The organism is Schlesneria sphaerica (genome assembly GCF_044336245.1).
Classification (GTDB): Bacteria; Planctomycetota; Planctomycetia; order Planctomycetales; family Planctomycetaceae; genus Schlesneria; species Schlesneria sphaerica.
Genome location: NZ_CP172346.1, coordinates 4,943,598 through 4,961,819, shown reverse-complemented (window position 1 = coordinate 4,961,819; position 18,222 = coordinate 4,943,598). Strand labels below are relative to the sequence as shown.

The following is an 18,222-nucleotide window of genomic DNA, read 5'->3' as shown; positions in this document are numbered from 1 at the left end:
ACACATCACAGCCCAGGTAATGACCCAGCAACCTCATCCCGTGCGTTTCCCCGATTTCAAAACTGCGAAACCCGTCCACACCAGTCCCTTCGCCGAATTCCCTCCCCACTGAGGACGGCTCGTCCGACGAGAGTCGCTGAGCCTTCACCGCGAAGCCCCCCAAACCTAAGGCCAGCACCATTCAACCTGAATCTGCGTTTGCTCTCTTCGGTGGAAAATCACTTCACCCGTGCACTGAACTCAATGAATTCCGCCCCCAGCCAACCGCCATTGCCTCAGCAAACAACGTCCGCGCCCCCCTCCCCGTTCCCACACGGCCTGAAAGGCCAGTACATATCAGCCCGGGGCAAAGCGCCGCGGCGAAAGCCGCGCAGCGACGCCCCGGGGTAGAATGATCGTTGCCATCGCCCTGATAAGGGCGCCACAAGACCACCAAAAGGGACATCGCCGAATTCCACACCCGATTCGCCAGCCTCACCCGTTCCGGTAGAATATGTGAGGCCCTTAGTTGGAAGGCGAAATAGTGAACCAGTCACCTTGAAGACGTTGAGTCTCTCGTTGTCCCTGAGCGTCTTCAGTGCCAACCCTCGGTATTCAACAGCAAACATGCCTCAAGAGCGAGATTCCTACGAGGTAAGGAGCCACCTCGTGGTGGGATACTGCCAAACAGCATCATTCCGGCAACTGACTCGATCCGAAGGAAATGCTCAACATGATTTGCTGCACGGTTCCCATGCACACGGTCCTGGCCGCACTCACGCACTACTTTTTCCTGGACAATTACCGTGTCGCTGCATTGTTCATCGCGTCAACGATCTGCGGTATTGTCGTCGCTTTGATTTTGAGGAGAAAGATTCCGCCATACAGTCTCGCAACCGCATTTGTTGCGGGTACGATCTTTCTTATCCTTCTTCTCCAAAATGAAGAATTCTTCCGACTCCTGTCCGACAAGAACGCGGTCCAATACCTGCTGTTTCATACTTGCCTCCTCTTCTCTGTCGCAACGTCGCTCACGTGGCTCATTTCCTGGGATTCAGAGCGATTAAAGAACAAGAAATCTGGACGCAATAAATCACCCGGGTCCATGAAACGAACCCCCTCCTCGCCATAAATGCGGACACCTTGAACCAGTAGAGGGCGCTGTACCCCCACATCCGAAAACCGGGGGCTGAAGATCGATAATCATCTGTCAGAGCCGAAGATGAAGCCTCCCGCCATCCTGCGGAAGAACATGCTGTTCGTCCGCAGCGAACAGGGAGGTCATCGCGCTGCGACCCTGCTTAGTCTGGTTGGCAGTGCCAAGTACTGCGAGGTAGAACCGTGGCACTGGCTGCGGGCGGCCTTGGAGGCCCCCCCCAACGACTACGCACTGGAGCAGCCCCACCCGACCGGACAGACCAGCTCCCCGATCACTGGCTGAAGGCCATCTCGAGCACCGCTGGCAGATCGAAACGATCCGCAAAAAAGAACGCCAAAGATCAAAACAACAAAAAGCCAACAATAGAAAGAAACGCTGAACCCCCGATCTCATCCGCGGGGGCCTACCTCGCCGTGCGCTTACTGTTTTCAAGGTACGAAGCGATGTGATTCACCGCAACGCCGAGTACGCGCGTAGTTTCGTTCGCATCCGTGAGCCACGCTTCCGTCGCTTTGTTGACGATGGCCTGACGAACCAAGCGATTTGGCGGCAGCTGCTGGTCCAGATGAATCCTAGCCTTGAATCAGGCGGGTGGATTGACGAATTGGTCGGTTGTACTTTCTCTGAAGTATCGATAGCGTGCAGCATTACGCAACACCTCTTGTTCAGACGGTAAGTGGGTTGTGAGCGCAGGGTGCAAGTAACAGCTACGATTGACATGATTTCAGCACGAGCGCGGGCCACCATTCTATGACGAAAGATATTTCCCTCCTTGAACCTGGGCGCATTGCTCGGGTTCACCAGCGAACCTACCTAGTAGAAGAAGTAGTATTCCCACCCCGCCGTTCATCTGACTCCACACGCGTTCGATTGTCATGCGTCGATGACGACAACCAAGGGCATCCGCTCGAAGTCCTTTGGCAAAAAGAACTTAATCCCACGGTCGTGACGAGCGAAGCATGGGAAGATGTCGCTTCAAAAAAATTTGATGACTCACGAATTTTTGCGGTGTACCTCAACACGTTGAAAAGGAACTGCATCACTTTTACTGATCCCAAATTGTTTCAGTCGCCATTTCGTGCCGGAATCCGGCTGGATGCCTATCAATTAGAGCCGCTCCGCAAAGCTCTCCGACTTCCCCGTGTGACCCTGTTCATCGCCGATGACGTCGGGCTCGGCAAAACGATGGAAGCAGGTCTCATCGCTGGAAAACTCCTTCTGCGGAAAAAGGTCAAGGAGATCGTCGTTTCCTGCCCGCCATCGAGGTTGTTGCAGTGGAAGGAAGAGTTGGCGGCGCGTTTCGGACTGACGTTTGAGATTCTCGACAAGGATTACATGAAGGACGTCCGCCGTGAGCGAGGCTTCGGGGCCAACCCGTGGAGCACGCACACGCGGTGCGTGATTTCGCATCGTCTGTTGAGCGATGAGTCATACGCCACACCTCTCCGCGACCTACTGGGAACATTCCGCAGCGGATCGATGCTGATTCTCGACGAGGCCCATCACGCGGCACCATCCAGCGGGCAGAAGTACGCGATTGATTCGCAGATCACTCGCGCCGTGCGTAACTTGGCCCCCCGTTTCGAGCATCGCCTGTTTCTCTCGGCCACGCCCCATAACGGTCACTCGAACAGCTTCTCCGCCCTGTTGGAATTCCTCGACCCGCAGCGATTCTGCCGTGGCGTTCGTGCCACCGCGAAGCATCGTGATGAGGTCAATGTCCGACGGATCAGAGAAGACTTTCGCGAAGTCCAGGGAGGGTTTTCCAAGCGAAAGGTGGTCCAGGTGAGGATCACTGGGTTGCCGCCCGAAGCGCCGGAACTGAAGCTCTCGCGGCTGCTGGATGAATACCGGGAGCCCCGTGAGGAACGTCTCAAGAACGAGTCCAAGCGAAAACAGTCCGCCTCGGGACTGCTCATCACCGGCCTGCAACAGCGGTGGCTCTCGTCCATCGAAGCGTTTGCTCGTACACTGAAAGTGCATCGGAACACCGTCAAGCGGCAGTGGGAGAAGTTGCAGGGCGCAGCCCAGAGGGATGAGGATTCGACTCCATCACTCGATCTGCTGACCGACAGCATCGATTACGACGACCGAGCCACGCTGGGGGAGGAGCAACTTCGAGCCGAAGAAGACGCCCAGTTCGAGGCTGCATCTGCGGCCTCTTTGGAGGCGCTCGATGACATCTCATCCCAGCAGTTGTTTACTCACGAACAAAAGCGGCTCGATGAAATGACGGATATCGCCGAACAGGCGCGAGGCACGTCCGATGCCCGCAAGGTGAAGTTGATCGAGTGGATTCGCGCCCAGATATGCCCCCACCTTGGGAAGCCGGGGGCTACCTGGAACGACACCCGTGTCCTGATCTTCACGGAATACGACGACCCCAAACGCTATCTACTCAGTCGTCTGGAAACCCCGATCAAGGACAGCGACCGCGCCGCCAATCGCCTCCTAGTCTTTCATGGCTCCACTGGAAGCCTACGGCTGGCACGACCTCGCCCAGACCGACCGCTGCGAGTTCCTGCTCGATTACGAGGAAGACGACGAAGAGACCGGCAAGAAAGTCAAAAAAGAAAAAGCCCTGCCGACTCCGCTGGCCCGACGACTTCCGCGACGAAGTCCCCGCCCGCCTCCTCGAACTCAACGAACAACGCCACAAGGAAGAACTCCACGCAGGCAAACAGCTCGACAAGACCGAGAAGCCCCCGAATCCCAAACGTGGCCGATTCTGATCAGGCGGAGATGTTCTGAAGTAAAAATGGACTTTTTGTTGCCAGCTTCAGTGTCGGACCCCCGAAAACTCCTACCGGAAGGACAACATGACAGACGCCAAGATCAAACCGGGTCTGCTCACGTCGTTGCAGATAGACGATTCACTTTTTGCTGATCTTCAGTCTCGCGACGTAGCACTCTGGCTCGGCACAGGCGTAGGGACGGACGAGGAAGGGCAAGAGGCCATTGCGTCACTCGCATCCCTGCCGTGGCTGCTTGTACTGTGCGAAAGTTCAAGCGGTGGCCTCGCGAAACGATTGGATTATCACAAGAACGATCCACGCCTCACGGCACACCGAGGATTTTTGGATGTCGTTGCGGCAAATCCCGAGGACATTTCGCTGCCGACCAGAACACTTCCGGTCTTCATGTTGAACGGTCGCGACGACTCCGACGATCCCTCAGAGAAGCCATCACTGACCCGCCAGAAGCAACAACTTCGGCGGCTGAATATGCTGAAGCGCCTTCAGGATGAGAGGCCGCGACATCTGATTGTCGTCTCGTCCGGTGACGGCTCAATCATCGAGGAATTGGCAGACCTCTGGGACGAAGGCTTTCGTGCTCGGCTCACGTTTGTCTCATCGGCAGTTGATGAAGCCGAAAAACTTAGTAGTGCAGTCGTAGCAGCGTTTCGCCTTGGTTCCGCAACGGTAATTCAGCAGGGCGCAGCTGCTTTTGCCAATGACATTGTCTCTCGAAGTCAGCGTTACATTGAGACGGAGAGCATCCTAGTCCGAATTCATGATTCGGAAGAACGTACTCGTGTCATTGATGTTACTTCCTGTGAGCGTCCCGACCAGCCTCTTCTTGATCGGTACGATCTGATTCAGGAACGACATCTCGTAAGCCTACAACCTGACGAACTTTCCGAAGAAGAACTGGACGCATTTTTTCATCGCTCGTCGGAGAGTTGGCGCCCATATGCTGCGGGTGTGCCTTGGATCGCGAATTTCTATCCTGAACGACAATTGCTGAAAGCGCTGAAGAAGGCTCAATCGGCCGCTGGCGAGGAAAATCGGATCGTGCTGCTGCAAAGCGAGGCCGGAGCAGGCGGCACGACACTAATGAAGCATCTTGCATACGTTGCTGCAACTAACGGCTACCCGACTCTGGTCGCGCGTCAGTTAGACTTCCTGCCTGAGCCTCAAGAGCTGACTGGGTTCCTGCATTCCTTTCACATGGTGCATAGTGAAGCAGCGTGTGAAACGTCCTCCGAGACCGCTGTCTGCATCGCGTTTGACGCCCAGCACTGGTTCGGGCGAGAGAATGAGGCTGCTGCGTTTTTCAAAGCCTTTGAGCGAGCCGGGCGGTCCGTTGTCATTCTGTTGGTTGCAAATGAAGATGGTGCCGCTCGGATTCCATCTGAAGCAGTCATCACTTTGGAAACGAATCTCAGTCATCGTCTTTCAGAAGACGACGCTGTCGATCTCGGGAAGCATCTCAACAGATTCCTAGGGCCGAAAGGAAAATCGCGCTCCGAGTCGGAATGGAGGCAGTTTCATCACGCCAACGCTCCAATCATCGGTGACTTTGGTGCATCGAATGTAAGTTTCTGGATCGCACTGGAATTCTGGCTCAAACGTCAGATGAACTTGGGCGACTCGATTCAGGAGTGGCTTTACAGCCAGTTCTCCGGCGCTCCGGTTTCGCTCGCAGTCAAGCGTCTCATCTTGCAGATCGCAGCACTGACAGTCGAACGCGTGGCTGTGCCGGAAGAGTTCATGCAGATGCCGACCGGTTCATCGCTTCCGGCTACGTTACAACTTGAAGACGCGAGAACACACTGTCCTGCGCTCGGGCTGACGAGGAACCAGTCTGCGACGCAACGTCAGTGGAGTCTCGGCCATCCCCAGATCGCCCGATATCTCTTGAACATTGCATTTCGTGATCGTCAGCTACTCACAGCCTTGGGCCTTCCAGAAGCCGAGACGCCAATCGTCTTCAGGTTAGAATTGCTGCGATCGATTGCATGTCATCCACTTTTGGGTAGCATTCGTTACAAGTCTCTTGCCGTCGAGTTCGCGCAGTCCGTATTCAAACTTGATCGCGATGGCAACAGGGAGTTTTTCGCAGAATGGAGTCGGGTTCTCGGAATTCTAGAGTCAATTCCTGAACGAGTGTGGGAGACGAGCCGTGTCTTCAATCACCACGTCGCGATCTCTCGTCGCCGCATTGCAATTGATGAAGAGTTCTTTCCTCTCACTGCTGCGCAGAAATACGAACAGCTTGAAGCCGCTGCCGAGCACATCACATTCGCGTTGGAACATATTGACTCCAGCGATGATGACGACAGCGATCTGAATCTGCTCAATTCTTTGGCTCGCTGCTATCAGGACCTAGCCCAGTTAGTGCTGACGACGGACGGTTCCCCTGACCGAGTAACAGCGTTTCGCAATCTAGCCTCGGATTGCATCCGGCGCGCCAAAGAACTCAATGCCTCAAATTCCTATGTGTTGGAAACACTCGCGAAGGATCTTATCCAAAAAGCACAGTCGATCAAGGCGTCTGACCCCGCGAATGCAGCCACGGCCGCTTGCGAGGCTCTTACTCACGTTCGTCAAGCGCTGGCTCTTGAAAGCGGGTTGAGCCGCCAAAGCCGGCTCCGGAACCTCCTGTCACAGAGTTTCGCCTTGCTTTGCCACGACACGGTGAGCACACAGATTCAGACAATGAGATCGAGGGGCGACACGATCGGTATCGTAGCTGCCGCATGGCTCGAATTGCGACGTGGTGTTGATCCATGGACGCCGTTGCAACTCGACTCAATCGACAATGAGCGGATCGATCTTGCATTGGCAATACTCGATGAGGTTCCGGCTGGGAAGCAGACGGAAATGGACTTACGCCTGACATACGATCTCGTATCGCAGCGCGAGCCATACAACTTCAGTCGGCAACATGACATTCTCGACGCCTTTGTTCAGGAAACCGCTCGAACCGACTACCAGACACGGCTTGAATACGCAATCCTCCTGTTTCAGACGGGAAGAATCGCTGTCGGTAAGCAGTTGTATGACGATCTCAGGCATGATCTGCGCCGGTCCGATTTATTCGTGACGATTCCGAACCGATTGAAGATTCTTTGTCGTCAGGGCAGCAGTGAGCCGCAGGTCTGTACTGCTACCGTCGTTGAAGAACGTGACACAAGATCATGGGCTGCCGTCCAAGATCTAAAGAGGGAGCGAGTTCCTTTCAACCCCAAGGAATTCGATCGGAAGAGGATGCCCGTCGGACAGAGGTTTCAGTGTTACATAACGTTTGGCCCAAACGGTCCATTCATCAAGCCGGTGAAAGGGGCCAGCAAATGAGAAGACGACACACAACATCGAGCGAGCTTGTTGTCGAGCCGCACGTCTTTCGCCCGGGGCAGCTTGTTAGGGAGACGGCTCGTCGCTACGGATGGTCAATTGGTCTGAATAACTTAATGGTCGAGGGCACCACGGATGAATCGTACCTGCGAATGGCGAACCAGCGATATGTTGAGTCTTGCGGCCTTAGCCTAATCGGGAGTGACTTTCACGTATTTGCAGTTGGAAAACTTGGCAACGGCGGTACCGACGCAATCAATGAGAAGTTCAACAATCTTTCAGAGCAACTCCGCAATGATCCCGTAGATGGCAATGGTAATCGGATTAGAGTTGTCGCGTTGTTTGACGATGATCCGCCGGGAAGGGGAATGTTTAGTCGAATGAGAACGCGGTACATGCCGTGGAGTGATATTTTTCTTCTTCGAAGACATTTTCCGCGAGATACGCGGGACTCGAAGGAATTCGAGGCAAAGACAAATGCACTCAACGCGGAATACTTTGGAGACAAGCAATTCTTTTGTGAAATTGAAGATTTGATACATCGATCACTAATTGACCTGTTCGTTGAATCAGAAAAAGGGTGTCTACAAAGGGAGATTCGCTCGATTGGCAATGGATTCCATTGCGATTTGCACGGATGGGCGAAAGGCAAGCTTGCCGAGTTTGTTAAGCAGGAGGCAGGATTGGCTGAACTTGGCGGACTTGTCGAACTGCTGAAGACGTTTCGGTATTTATTCGATCTCCCTGTGGAGGGGAGTTCAGGCGATCCGGTCACTTGAAGTGGCGGCGTAAAGGTCATTCCAGTTCTGCTGGTCGAGGCAGTCATTATGCGAACACCTAGAGCAATACGAGGCAATCTTGTTGACGCCTTGCAGATCGACGAGTGACACGTGCGACAAAAGTCTTGGTAGAAAACGGCGTGTCTTCTTCGTTTAGCCTATCGGTCTGCGTTTGTTCGTGCTACTTACCACGCTTCTTGCTTATGGAGCGATGTGGTACGGTATCTGGAAGACCCTCGACAAACTCCGCTGTTTGATGTTTTCGCCAACATCCTGTCGCCGACGGCTTATCAAAAGCTGCGTCGCGGCTGGCAGCACTTCTTCCGTTCCGCCATCTTGAAGCGCATGCCCGTGGACAAGCTGGCTGATCATTGTCATCCCGGATTGGGGCGTCCGACGAAAGAACTCTATTCGATGGAGGGCCTGCCGGATGAGCATATCCTCTGACGTCGGACCGTAACTGTTAAGTCATTTTGGGCTTTTCCAGTGGCCAGGGTTTGGTAAATTTTGAGCATCCTGGATGATGTTGCGTTACTCAAAGAGCAGGTAGCGGCTTTGCTGCATCGCGTGGCGAAGTTGGAAGCCCAGGTTGCGGAGCGTGATGCTCGGATCTCGGAATTGGAAGCGGAGCTGGAACGGGTTCGCCGTCAGGGTTACAAGCCACAATCCAATCGCAAGCCGCCTGCGGGAAGTGAGAAGCAGGATCGTCGCAAGAAGCCATTTCGGCAGCATCCCGGCGTGTTTCGTGATCCTCCGAAACTTGACGACATCTCCCCTGATCAAGTCGAATGCCACGAGGTGGTGATCGACTCGTGCCCCTGCTGCGGCAGTCGCCGAATCAAGCCGACGGGCCGTTTTGATGATCATCTTGTCACTGATATTCCTGAGCCGAAACCTGTCTACCATCGCTATCGGCGACTTGAGTATCAGTGTCAGGACGGTGGAAAAACCAGCCAGGGTCGTGCGGAACTGGAACTGCCGGGCAGTCATCTGCGACCTCGCGCACGGCTGCTGAATCTGTATTGCCGGGCTCATCTGGGGATCTCGCTGGGCAAAAGCTGCGATCTGTTGTCGCCGTGGTCGGGAATTCCGTTGAGTCGGGCGGGAGCGCTGGGACATCTCGCTTGGGGCGGCAAGCTGTTCGCTCCCGTTGTGACCGATCTGCTCGATCTGTTGCGGCAGCAAAACTTGATTCACGCCGATGAAACGGGCTGGCGCATCAATGGCAAAAACGTCTGGGCCTGGTGCTTCTCGAATCCCCAAATTGCCATCTACCTGATTCGGCATTCTCGAAGCGGTGCCGTAATTCGCGAGGCACTGGGAGACTCGCTGCCCGGTGTCTTGGTGACGGACTTCTACGCCGCCTACAACGCGATGGAAGCGACCAAGCAGCGCTGCCTGGTCCATCTGCTGCGAGAACTGCACAGCCTGCGCCAGAAAGTCCCTGCGATCTGCGTCAAGCGGATCATCGAACCACTGATCACCTTGTTTCAAGACGCCATCGCACTCGGCAAACGGCGTGAAGAACTGTCGCCGAAGGCTTATACTCAACAAATTGATGCGATTTCAGACCGCTTCGGGGAACTGGCAACGACGATCAGCACAAACACCCATGTTAAACGCATACTCAAGCGATTGCGGACGTATGCAGATGAACTCTTTACCTTTTTAGATCATCCACACATCCCCCCAGATAACACACCAGCCGAACGAGACATTCGAAGTGTCGCCGCCACGCGTGCCGACGGCGGAGTGAATCGGACGGATTGGGGTGCGACAGCCTTTGCAAATATCAAATCAATCGTTCAGAGATGTCACAAGCAAGGCCGTCAGTTCCTTCAATACGGACTCGAGTTGATCAGTGCTGTCCAAGCCGGGCAACCCACCCCACTGCCGCTCAGTCAGAATACCTCTTGAACCACCCACATCCCTCGAAAACAACGTAACTCGCATTCGAAATCGCCCCCAAAAATGAGGCGAAGGGGCTCGGCGCGCTTAACAGTTACTTTCAGGAAGCTTCAATACCGGTCGAATCAAATTTACGGCAAACTTTCCGTGCTCTCCTCCCGCTTCGCCATGTGCCAACAATCCAGATCGTCCAGCACCACGAGATCGCGTTCGCAACGAGCGGCGTGATGGAAGACCTCGTAGAGACTAACTTTATGAATAGAGGTAAGTAAAATGCGCAACGCAATTACGGTATCTTGGCTATGCTTGGCGATCTTTCAGATCGCAGGATGCGGGAAAATTCCATTGATATCCGAAAATCGAAAGAATTTCCCCCCTTGGGAAAAGTGTCCTGAGCAAGGCGGGCTTCGCTATGTCGAAAAATTTGTGAGAGATCCTGGGCACGACCCTATTTACCTTGCCCTAATGTCTTATGAGTCTGATACAGACCTAGAACTAGTCGTAAATACATTTGGTTTGATTCAAAGCTCGCTTGACAAGGAATCAGAGTCGCGTGCGAATAATCTGACGCCGAAACCTTCATGGTTTCCTTTAAAGAATGCTAAGACTCTTTATGTTTTCCCTGAAAGTTTTGGGCAAGGCTACTCATCGAATCTGTGGGTCGACCCAGACAGCAAAATGATGCTACTTGAACGGACTTGGTGGTAACCCCGGATAGCAAGGCCAGCGCATATCAAACATATTGACGAGTAATAACTTGTGTAAGGAAGTCTGTGTTCATTGAGCATCGGATCATCTTTCCGCGGAGGCTGTCTTTGATGGGATGGCTCTTGAGCAGCGTGACCGCGAAACGCCTGAGCCAGCTGAGGTTGTTTCCCAGCGTCCGTTCGCGCGTGCGGCTATCGTCTTCGCGGAAGGTCACATCAAGCACCCAGTGCATCGATTCGATACTCCAGTGGCCGCGGACAGCCTCACTGAAGCGTTTGCCGCTGAAATAATGACTGCTGATGTAGTAACGAACCTCGCAACTTTGTGGTCCGTTCCCCTGTTGTGACAACCGCAATGAATAACCGATGGCCTTCACCCAAGGCCACTCTTTCTTCAGCGGGAAGTCTCCCGGGACTACGGTCAAGTAATAAGAGCGTTCATCGAATCGACCGTGCCCCTTCTCGTTTGTCTCATGACTGTGATACTTCAAATCGTCTAGGTCAGTCTCAAGATGTTTCGCAAAGTAGTCTTCTATCGCCTGGCTCAGTGTCGGTTGGTTGTCTTTCACTGCGATGACAAAATCGCCCCCGCCATCGACGATCTGTTTTGCAATCTCTTTCTGACAGCCCATCGCATCGATCGTAATCAACGAATTGGTGAGACCAATTTGGCGGAGAAGTTCAGGGATTGCTGTGATTTCATTCGATTTTGCCTCCGTGGCCACTTGTCCCAGGGCGATCCCTTCTTCGCTTGCCCAGGCGCTGACGATGTGCAGCGCACTCAGTCCCTCAGCAACAGAACGCGAACCTCGACACGTCTTCCCATCGATCGCAATCAAGCGTTTCTTATTCTCTTTACCATCCTCTTCGGAGGATATCAGCTGGCTGGCAATCCATTGCTGAAAGCACTTCTGAAACGCTTCGGGGCTAAGCACCATCAGCAAACGTCGAATGCAATCGCGCGAGGGGATGCCGTTGGGCAGCGGCAAGAATTCCGACAACCATTCCTGACGATTTGCTGCCCAGCGATGAATGGCTGTGGGACCGTCGCTTCCGCAGAGGATTCCGCAGACGGCGATCACGATAATGTCTCCCAACAGGTGCTTCCGATTCCGTTCATGCCGAGGATCCGAAAGCGACTCGAAGTAAGATCCAATCGACTCGACATTCACCAGCTTTTCCGCCATGAAAGGATGCCCCGCTCCCGAGCGGCTCATCTCGTCCTGTGTCGATCAACAGAGAGTCCCACGAGAAGTGCCATGTCTAACATGTACCAGCGCAAAGGTCTTTGCGCCAGTCTTCCCAAATCGCCTATCTATGCGCGCTGGCCGTGCCCCGGATAGATGGGGAAAGGAGACGGGGGCAGGTCTCATTTAGTGGCGTCGCAAGTTGTTAGACTTTTTGATGGCATGCACGAAACGCATTTGTCCGGCAGGTGAAGTCTTCCAGGCTAGAAGCAGTTTCAAAACCCTCGTCTGCAAAACTTGCCGATTGAATTCTGCGTGAAAAGCCAGATGCAACAGTAATTACCTATCGGGTTTTGAAACTACTTCTAGGCGTACTTTGGCTTTCCTGTCGCGGAACGACAGGGCTACTTGGGTTGAGCCAGCCTTGATTGCCTGAACCCTCTACTGGGCTGATGAAATACTGCCTACCGTGCCGATGGACTACTGTGCTAACGAGCCTCGAAGTGGGGCGGCAGGTTGTTCTGGGGTGTTGTTCTGAGGGAGTTGAACGCGTTGCTGACGCGCTGCTGGACCTTGGCCCAGCGGGTGTCGGACCATTCGAGGGTGATTCGGCGAACTTGGGGTCGGAATACGACGAGTGACACTTCGTGCGGTCGTACTCCGAACCATTGCTGCACGGCGTAGGCGTACAGCCGCATCTGGATTTCATACGGGGCCAGCAGTTGTTCGACTGGGACCTCGAGCGGAAATTCTCCTGTCTTGTAGTCGATGACGTGCCAGCCCTGATCGGCCTGAATTAGCAGATCGATGACACCGGCAATCATCGGATCGGGTCGCGGAACAGGCCGCGCACCGGCCTCCGCAGCCTCGGACTTGCCCTCCTTGGGCCTGTCCTCCTTCAGGTTCGATGGCCAGGGGAGGAAGAATTCCACCTCTCGCTGAGTTGATTTGTAGCCGGCGAGTTCCTGCGCCAGTGGTGAACTGAAAAATTTCGTCAGCATCATCTCGGCCTGACGAACGACTCTTTGTGGGATCGCATCGGGGCTCCGCTGCACGGCTTGGGTGAGCAATTCTTCCCAGCCGTCGGGCTCGTCAAAGCGGGCCACTTCCAGCACTGCGTGAACCAGCGTTCCCAAGGCGGTCGCCTGATCGGGATCAATGAACGATTCGGCATCCTGTCCCCGTTCCCGTTCCTGCCCCCTTTCCTGTCCCGGATGCGGCGTGATCTGGTGAGGTGCCCGTAGCGTCGCGTCGATCTCTTCGAGACGTGACACGCTGAGAACCGCCAGATCGTTTCGATCCGGTCCATACACGCGGGAGGTGACGGGGAACTCGCCGGGCTCTGCGTGCAGCACACGTCCGGGAATTTCTCCGACCGCGATGTGTTTTTCGTGATGCAGATGGAAGCGAGGCACCTGACACGCTTCACGATGAATGAAGACTTCCGGAACGGTGTCGCGTCCTCCGGTCCCAAACTCCGAAGTCCCCAGCAGGGGATCCATTTTCAGCAGGCCGGTACTGACATCAAACCGGGACTCAAGCAGGATTCGCCAAGGGGATTGAGCGGGCTTCTCAGGCTCGATTCCGGCGGACAGAATCAGGTAGTCGGCCGCTCGCGTGCAGGCGACATAAAACAGGCGAATCGTTTCCGCCGCATCCGCTTCATCCTCGTCCAGCTTGTACATCTTCAGGCCGAGGTTATCGACCTGACGTCCGAATTGTTCCGGCTGCTTGATCAGTGGCCCCAGCTCGGGATGCAGGATGGCTGAGCCGCCTCGCGGTGGCCCCTTCCGATCGATGTCGGCCACAATCACCACGGGAAACTCCAGCCCCTTGGATTGATGGATTGACATCAACCGAATGACATCTCCCGACTCGGGCTGCGTGGTGGCGAATTCCTCACTCGACTCTTCCAGCACCGAAGTCTGCAGACGGGTGACGAAATCCTTGAGGGTGTAAGCGTTGCCGCGATCGAACTGCCGCGCCATGTCGATCAACTTTCGCAGATTGGCGAGTTTACGTTCCCCGAGAAACTCGGCCAGCAGAGAAGCGTCGTAACCGGTCCGCTCAACCCCTTGATTCAGCAGATCGGCAAGCGGAATTCGGTCCTTCAAATTACGAAGATCGCTCAGAACTTCGTTTGCAAACCGAATCCGGGACTTTTGATCGTCGGGTAGAAATGCGGGTGGTTCCTGCTGCAGTGCGTGGTGAAGCGAAGGCTTGTTTCGGGACAGGGAACGGTGACCTGGCCCCTGCTCTTTTCCCTCTGCGGCAATCTGTTGCGAGGAGGCAGCGACCTCCTCTGCCCCTTTCGCCCCGGAATCCGAACTAGTGGCCAGTGCCTGGATCGCGTCGTCGCTCAGATTGAAGAACGGCGACCGGAGCACGCCGACCAGCCCGATCAGATCATCAGGATCATCGAGATAACGACACAGGTTCAGCAGGTCGAAGACTTCCTGCTGCGCGAAAAATGCCTTGCCGCCGACGAGGTAGTATTCGAGTCCATAACGACGGAGAGCCGCTTCGTAGTCCTGGACGTTCGACAAGGCACGAAACAGGATGACGATATCACCCGGTTCGGTCCGGCGCAGAATCGGATTCCCCTGCGCGTCCCTGGCATGACTTCGAATCCGCGGCGTGGGGTCGTCCAGCAATGCAAAGATTCGCCGCGCGATCCAGTCTGCTTCCCGTCTTCGCAACTGGGGCGCGTTGGCGCGAGTCTCCTCGTCCTCCTCTGCCGTTATCGCTTCGCCGACACCCGATTCCTCTTCCTGCTGACGGGTCTCGACGACGTCGTACCAGGCGAAGAGAAACTCCACGGCCGGTGTCGGCGAATGCTGGACCTTCTGGAACGGGTCGAGCGGCTCGTACTCCTCCAGTGACGCAGAAAAGAGGTGATTCACGAAATTCAGCACTGCAGGCTGACTGCGAAAGTTCACATTGAGGGGCAACCGCCCGTGCGGGGGGAGCTCGGCACTCATCGACGTGAAGACGGTCGGGTCGGCTCGGCGGAAGCGATAGATCGACTGCTTGCGGTCACCGACCATGAACAGCTTACCGGCGGTCAATGCGGCACCGCACAGGCTGCGAACGACGTCGGCCTGAACGGGATCGGTGTCTTGAAACTCATCGACCATCAGCAGACGAATGCTGGAAGCGACTCGCTGACGCACGGCTTCGTGATCCCGAAGCAGATCCCGTGCATGCAGCAGCAGATCGTCGAAGTCGAGCACCCCCTGAGCCCGTTTGGCAGCGGCATACTCGGCGGCGGTCAGTTGGGTCAGACGGACGGCACGGCAGGCTAGTTCCGCAGAGATGGCGACGTGCTGCGGGTCAAATTCCAGTTGCTCCCGCAATTTGTCGACAGCCTTGCGCATTTTCTCCAAGACTAATTTGGCCTCTTCCTGCCGTTCGTCCGAGACCCAGTCCTTTTTTCCGCCCCCTCCTTGGACGCGGCACTGATCACGAATGTCTGCCAGCGTTTGCTCGACATTTGCCCAGGGGGTCTCGGGATGCAGCAGCGTGCTCAGGATGCCAATCCGCTCAATCATCGTCGGGTTCTTTGACGGCGATCCGGATAAGGCTTCCCGCAACCGCTCTACGAGAGGGGCTTTACGGAAGTTGTCGACCAGGCGGGGCACATAATCAGTCTGCCACTTCTGCAACCACTGGGTTGCTAGTAACTCGGGCGTGACCTCGCTGAAAGCCGCAAAATCTATCTGGAAACGCTGCAGGGTGAAAGCTCGCAGATGCTCCCGAACCCGTTCGAGACCGAACTGCACAGTGAACGCGACGGCATCCTCATCCCCCTGCTCCAGCAGTCGGTGGAGTGTATCCCGGGCGACGCGTCGTAACAGCGTGTCGGCCAGGGCCGGTTCGAGGACTGTGAACTGGGGATCGAGTCCCGCTTCGACAGCTTGCGACCGCAACAGACTGGTGCAGAACGAGTGAATCGTGCTGATGCGTGCCCCGTCCAGTCCCCGCAAAATTTCCAGCCAATGGTCAACGTGATCGGCTGTGCAGGTTTGCAATTGATGATGACAGGCTGCACGAATCCGGTTTCGCATTTCGCGAGCGGCGCGATCGGTGAAGGTGATCGCCACCAGTTGATGCAGATCGATGGGCGATTCGGCACTGGTCCCCGCGGGCTGCAGACCTGCCAGAAAACGCTGTGTCAGCACGAATGTCTTGCCGCATCCGGCCCCCGCAGAAAGGGCAATGGAAACCCCGCGGCGGTGAATGGCATCACTTTGTTGGGGGGTGAACGAGGGGGATTTTCCCACGGATCGACCAGCTTCGTCACTCATAACCGATTATTCCAAAAAGGCTTACATCCACGAGCAGCGTGAAGAGAGTTCCGGGGTTGTGTGGTATTCTCGACACACTATAGAATGAACTATTTATGGTCGCTCGTGTGTGAGTAGGATTCTTGCAAACCCGACCTGCAGTAGCACGCGTTGCCTGAGTTCACGATCAGTGCGACGGTGCGGAAATGGACGTAGTTGAATGCGATTTTTGCTGATTGACCGCATTACGGAGTTGGAACCGCAGAAGTCCATCACGGCACTCAAAAACCTGTCCTTGGCCGAGGAATACCTGGCGGATCACTTTCCCGGGTTTCCCGTCATGCCAGGCGTGCTGATGCTGGAGACGCTGATTCAGGCTGGCGGCTGGCTGATGAGGCACGCGGACAATTTTGCTTACAGCACCGTCATGCTGAAGGAAGTGCGTGCCATCCGTTACAATAACTTTGTGACCCCGGGAAACACGTTGATCGTGAAGATGGCGGTTCGCAAGCAGGCAGGCACAACCTGGGAGTTTAACGGGTCCGGAACGGTGAACGGTGATTCGGCGGTCTCCGCGAAGCTCACCCTCGAAGCATTTAATCTGCGTGATCAAAATCCATCACTGGCAGACTCTGATGCGCTTCGAATTCAAACTTACCGGGACATATTTCAACAGATCTGGACACCCCCGCAAGCCTGACGCGTTTTCGCGGCGCCGGATAAATTCGCAATGGAACTGAGACGTATCTGACGCTGGTCGGCAAGATACGGCGATTTTTGAGGATCTACTACGATGAATGTCTCTGAACGTGTCGCACTCGTTACTGGTGGAAGTCGCGGGATCGGAAAAGCAATCGTCTTCGCACTCGCCAAAGCCGGCGCGAAAGTGGCTTTCGTCTATCAGTCCAACCAGGAGGCCGCTGACCAGATCGTGACCGATCTAACGTCGCAAGGTCATGAAGTGTACGCGATTAAGGCTGATGTGTCGCAAAAATCGGAAGCGGACGCCGCCATCGAGAACGTGGTGTCAAAATGGGGGCGCCTGGATATCCTCGTCAACAATGCGGGCATTATTCGCGACAAACTGGTGCTCGCGATGTCTGCCGAAGAATGGCATGAAGTCATCAATACGAATCTGTCGAGTGTCTTTAATTTTTGTCAGGCCGCAATACGTCCGATGATGAGTAACAGGTTTGGTCGAATTGTGAATATGTCGAGCGTCGCCGCTGACTTTTCCAATCCCGGCCAGGCCAACTATGCGGCGAGCAAGGCGGGGATCGAAGGATTTTCTCGTTGTCTCGCCACCGAGTACGCCAAGCGGGGCATCACAGTGAACTGTGTCGCTCCCGGATTCATCGAGACGGACATGACAGTCGCGGTTGTGAATGCTGCAGGAGACAAAGTAAAGAACTCCATTCCCGTCAAGCGATTGGGGAAGCCAGAAGATATTGCCAACGCGGTGTTGTTTCTGGCGAGCGAAGAATCCAGCTACATCACAGGCCAGGTGTTGAAAGTCGATGGAGGACTGACACTTGGTGGTATGGGTTAATTTTTGTCAGGAACATGATTTGACCGATTGATGACTCACTCCATCCGTCGGGATAAATCGATTTATTTGAATTTGGGTGAAAATTAGAAATGAACTGCCGGAAGCCAATGTGGTCCGGCACGGCAGTTCTCAGGAGAATCTTGGATGCCATCTCACGACGAAATCTACGAAAAAGTAAAAGCGACACTGATCGACGCCCTGGGGGTCGATGACGACGATGTCACGCCCGCGTCACGCTTGAAAGCCGACCTGGGAGCGGAATCGATCGACTTCCTCGATATCGTCTTCCGTCTCGAAAAGAACTTCGGGATCAAGATTCCCCGCAACGAACTGTTCCCTGAAAGTCTGTTCGCCGCGGATTCCGGCTTCGCCGAAAACGGGAAAGTCACCGAAAAGGGTCTCAGCGAACTGCGAACCAAGCTGCCCCACGCGGACTCGGCCGCCATCGACAAGCTGGCTCAAGATCCCAAGGTTGAAAACGTCGAAGACCTGTTCACCGTCAACATGGTTGTGAACTTCCTCGCTTCGAAGCTGAACTAGTTCACGAGCATTCCAATGAGAACTGCTCTCATTGAACAAGCGATACCT

13 protein-coding genes are annotated in these 18,222 nt (G+C 55.0%); 10 read left to right on the top strand and 3 right to left on the bottom strand.

Annotation, left to right across the window (positions count from 1 at the left end):
* Window positions 1–808: 808 nt before the first annotated feature.
* Entirely contained in the window at window positions 809–979 is a 171-nt protein-coding gene (locus ACGY09_RS18080; protein WP_397568827.1) for a hypothetical protein, read from the bottom strand.
* 222 nt (window positions 980–1,201) lie between these two features.
* Between ACGY09_RS18080 and ACGY09_RS18075 the strand changes: the two genes are divergently transcribed.
* The 7 genes from ACGY09_RS18075 (at window position 1,202) to ACGY09_RS18045 (ending at window position 10,613) form a co-directional block, all read left to right on the top strand.
* Window positions 1,202–1,420: a hypothetical protein gene (locus ACGY09_RS18075; protein ID WP_397568826.1), complete on the top strand. Its 219-nt coding sequence runs from the start codon at window positions 1,202–1,204 to the stop codon at window positions 1,418–1,420.
* A 468-nt stretch (window positions 1,421–1,888) separates the two neighbouring features.
* Window positions 1,889–3,889: a DISARM system SNF2-like helicase DrmD gene (gene drmD / locus ACGY09_RS18070; protein ID WP_397568825.1), complete on the top strand. Its 2,001-nt coding sequence runs from the start codon at window positions 1,889–1,891 to the stop codon at window positions 3,887–3,889.
* A gap of 68 nt (window positions 3,890–3,957) precedes the next feature.
* The gene (locus ACGY09_RS18065; RefSeq protein WP_397568824.1) at window positions 3,958–7,218 is read left to right on the top strand and encodes a hypothetical protein; all 3,261 of its coding nucleotides are present in this window, start codon (window positions 3,958–3,960) and stop codon (window positions 7,216–7,218) included.
* Window positions 7,215–7,997 (top strand): hypothetical protein, encoded by a 783-nt coding sequence (locus ACGY09_RS18060; RefSeq protein ID WP_397568823.1) that lies wholly within the window; start codon window positions 7,215–7,217, stop codon window positions 7,995–7,997. Before ACGY09_RS18065 ends, ACGY09_RS18060 begins: the two co-directional genes overlap by 4 nt.
* A 213-nt stretch (window positions 7,998–8,210) precedes the next feature.
* The gene (locus ACGY09_RS18055; protein ID WP_397568822.1) at window positions 8,211–8,444 is read left to right on the top strand and encodes a hypothetical protein; all 234 of its coding nucleotides are present in this window, start codon (window positions 8,211–8,213) and stop codon (window positions 8,442–8,444) included.
* A 60-nt stretch (window positions 8,445–8,504) separates the two neighbouring features.
* Entirely contained in the window at window positions 8,505–9,914 is a 1,410-nt protein-coding gene (gene tnpC, locus ACGY09_RS18050) for an IS66 family transposase (RefSeq protein WP_397568821.1), read from the top strand.
* A 264-nt stretch (window positions 9,915–10,178) separates the two neighbouring features.
* Window positions 10,179–10,613 (top strand): hypothetical protein, encoded by a 435-nt coding sequence (locus tag ACGY09_RS18045; protein WP_397568820.1) that lies wholly within the window; start codon window positions 10,179–10,181, stop codon window positions 10,611–10,613.
* Window positions 10,614–10,638: 25 nt separating this feature from the next.
* Here ACGY09_RS18045 and ACGY09_RS18040 read toward each other — a convergent pair whose 3' ends face one another.
* Both ACGY09_RS18040 and ACGY09_RS18035 read right to left on the bottom strand, forming a co-directional pair.
* Window positions 10,639–11,829, bottom strand: coding sequence for an ISAs1 family transposase (locus ACGY09_RS18040; protein WP_397568819.1), 1,191 nt, complete (start codon window positions 11,827–11,829; stop codon window positions 10,639–10,641).
* A gap of 458 nt (window positions 11,830–12,287) precedes the next feature.
* Window positions 12,288–16,106 (bottom strand): UvrD-helicase domain-containing protein, encoded by a 3,819-nt coding sequence (locus ACGY09_RS18035; protein WP_397568818.1) that lies wholly within the window; start codon window positions 16,104–16,106, stop codon window positions 12,288–12,290.
* Window positions 16,107–16,305: 199 nt separating this feature from the next.
* Between ACGY09_RS18035 and ACGY09_RS18030 the strand changes: the two genes are divergently transcribed.
* The 3 genes from ACGY09_RS18030 (at window position 16,306) to ACGY09_RS18020 (ending at window position 18,174) form a co-directional block, all read left to right on the top strand.
* Complete coding sequence (locus ACGY09_RS18030) at window positions 16,306–16,785, top strand: 3-hydroxyacyl-ACP dehydratase FabZ family protein (RefSeq protein ID WP_373653588.1); 480 nt, start codon at window positions 16,306–16,308, stop codon at window positions 16,783–16,785.
* A gap of 93 nt (window positions 16,786–16,878) precedes the next feature.
* Complete coding sequence (gene fabG, locus ACGY09_RS18025) at window positions 16,879–17,634, top strand: 3-oxoacyl-[acyl-carrier-protein] reductase (RefSeq protein ID WP_397568817.1); 756 nt, start codon at window positions 16,879–16,881, stop codon at window positions 17,632–17,634.
* A 144-nt stretch (window positions 17,635–17,778) separates the two neighbouring features.
* Window positions 17,779–18,174: an acyl carrier protein gene (locus ACGY09_RS18020; protein WP_373653590.1), complete on the top strand. Its 396-nt coding sequence runs from the start codon at window positions 17,779–17,781 to the stop codon at window positions 18,172–18,174.
* Window positions 18,175–18,222 lie beyond the last annotated feature (48 nt).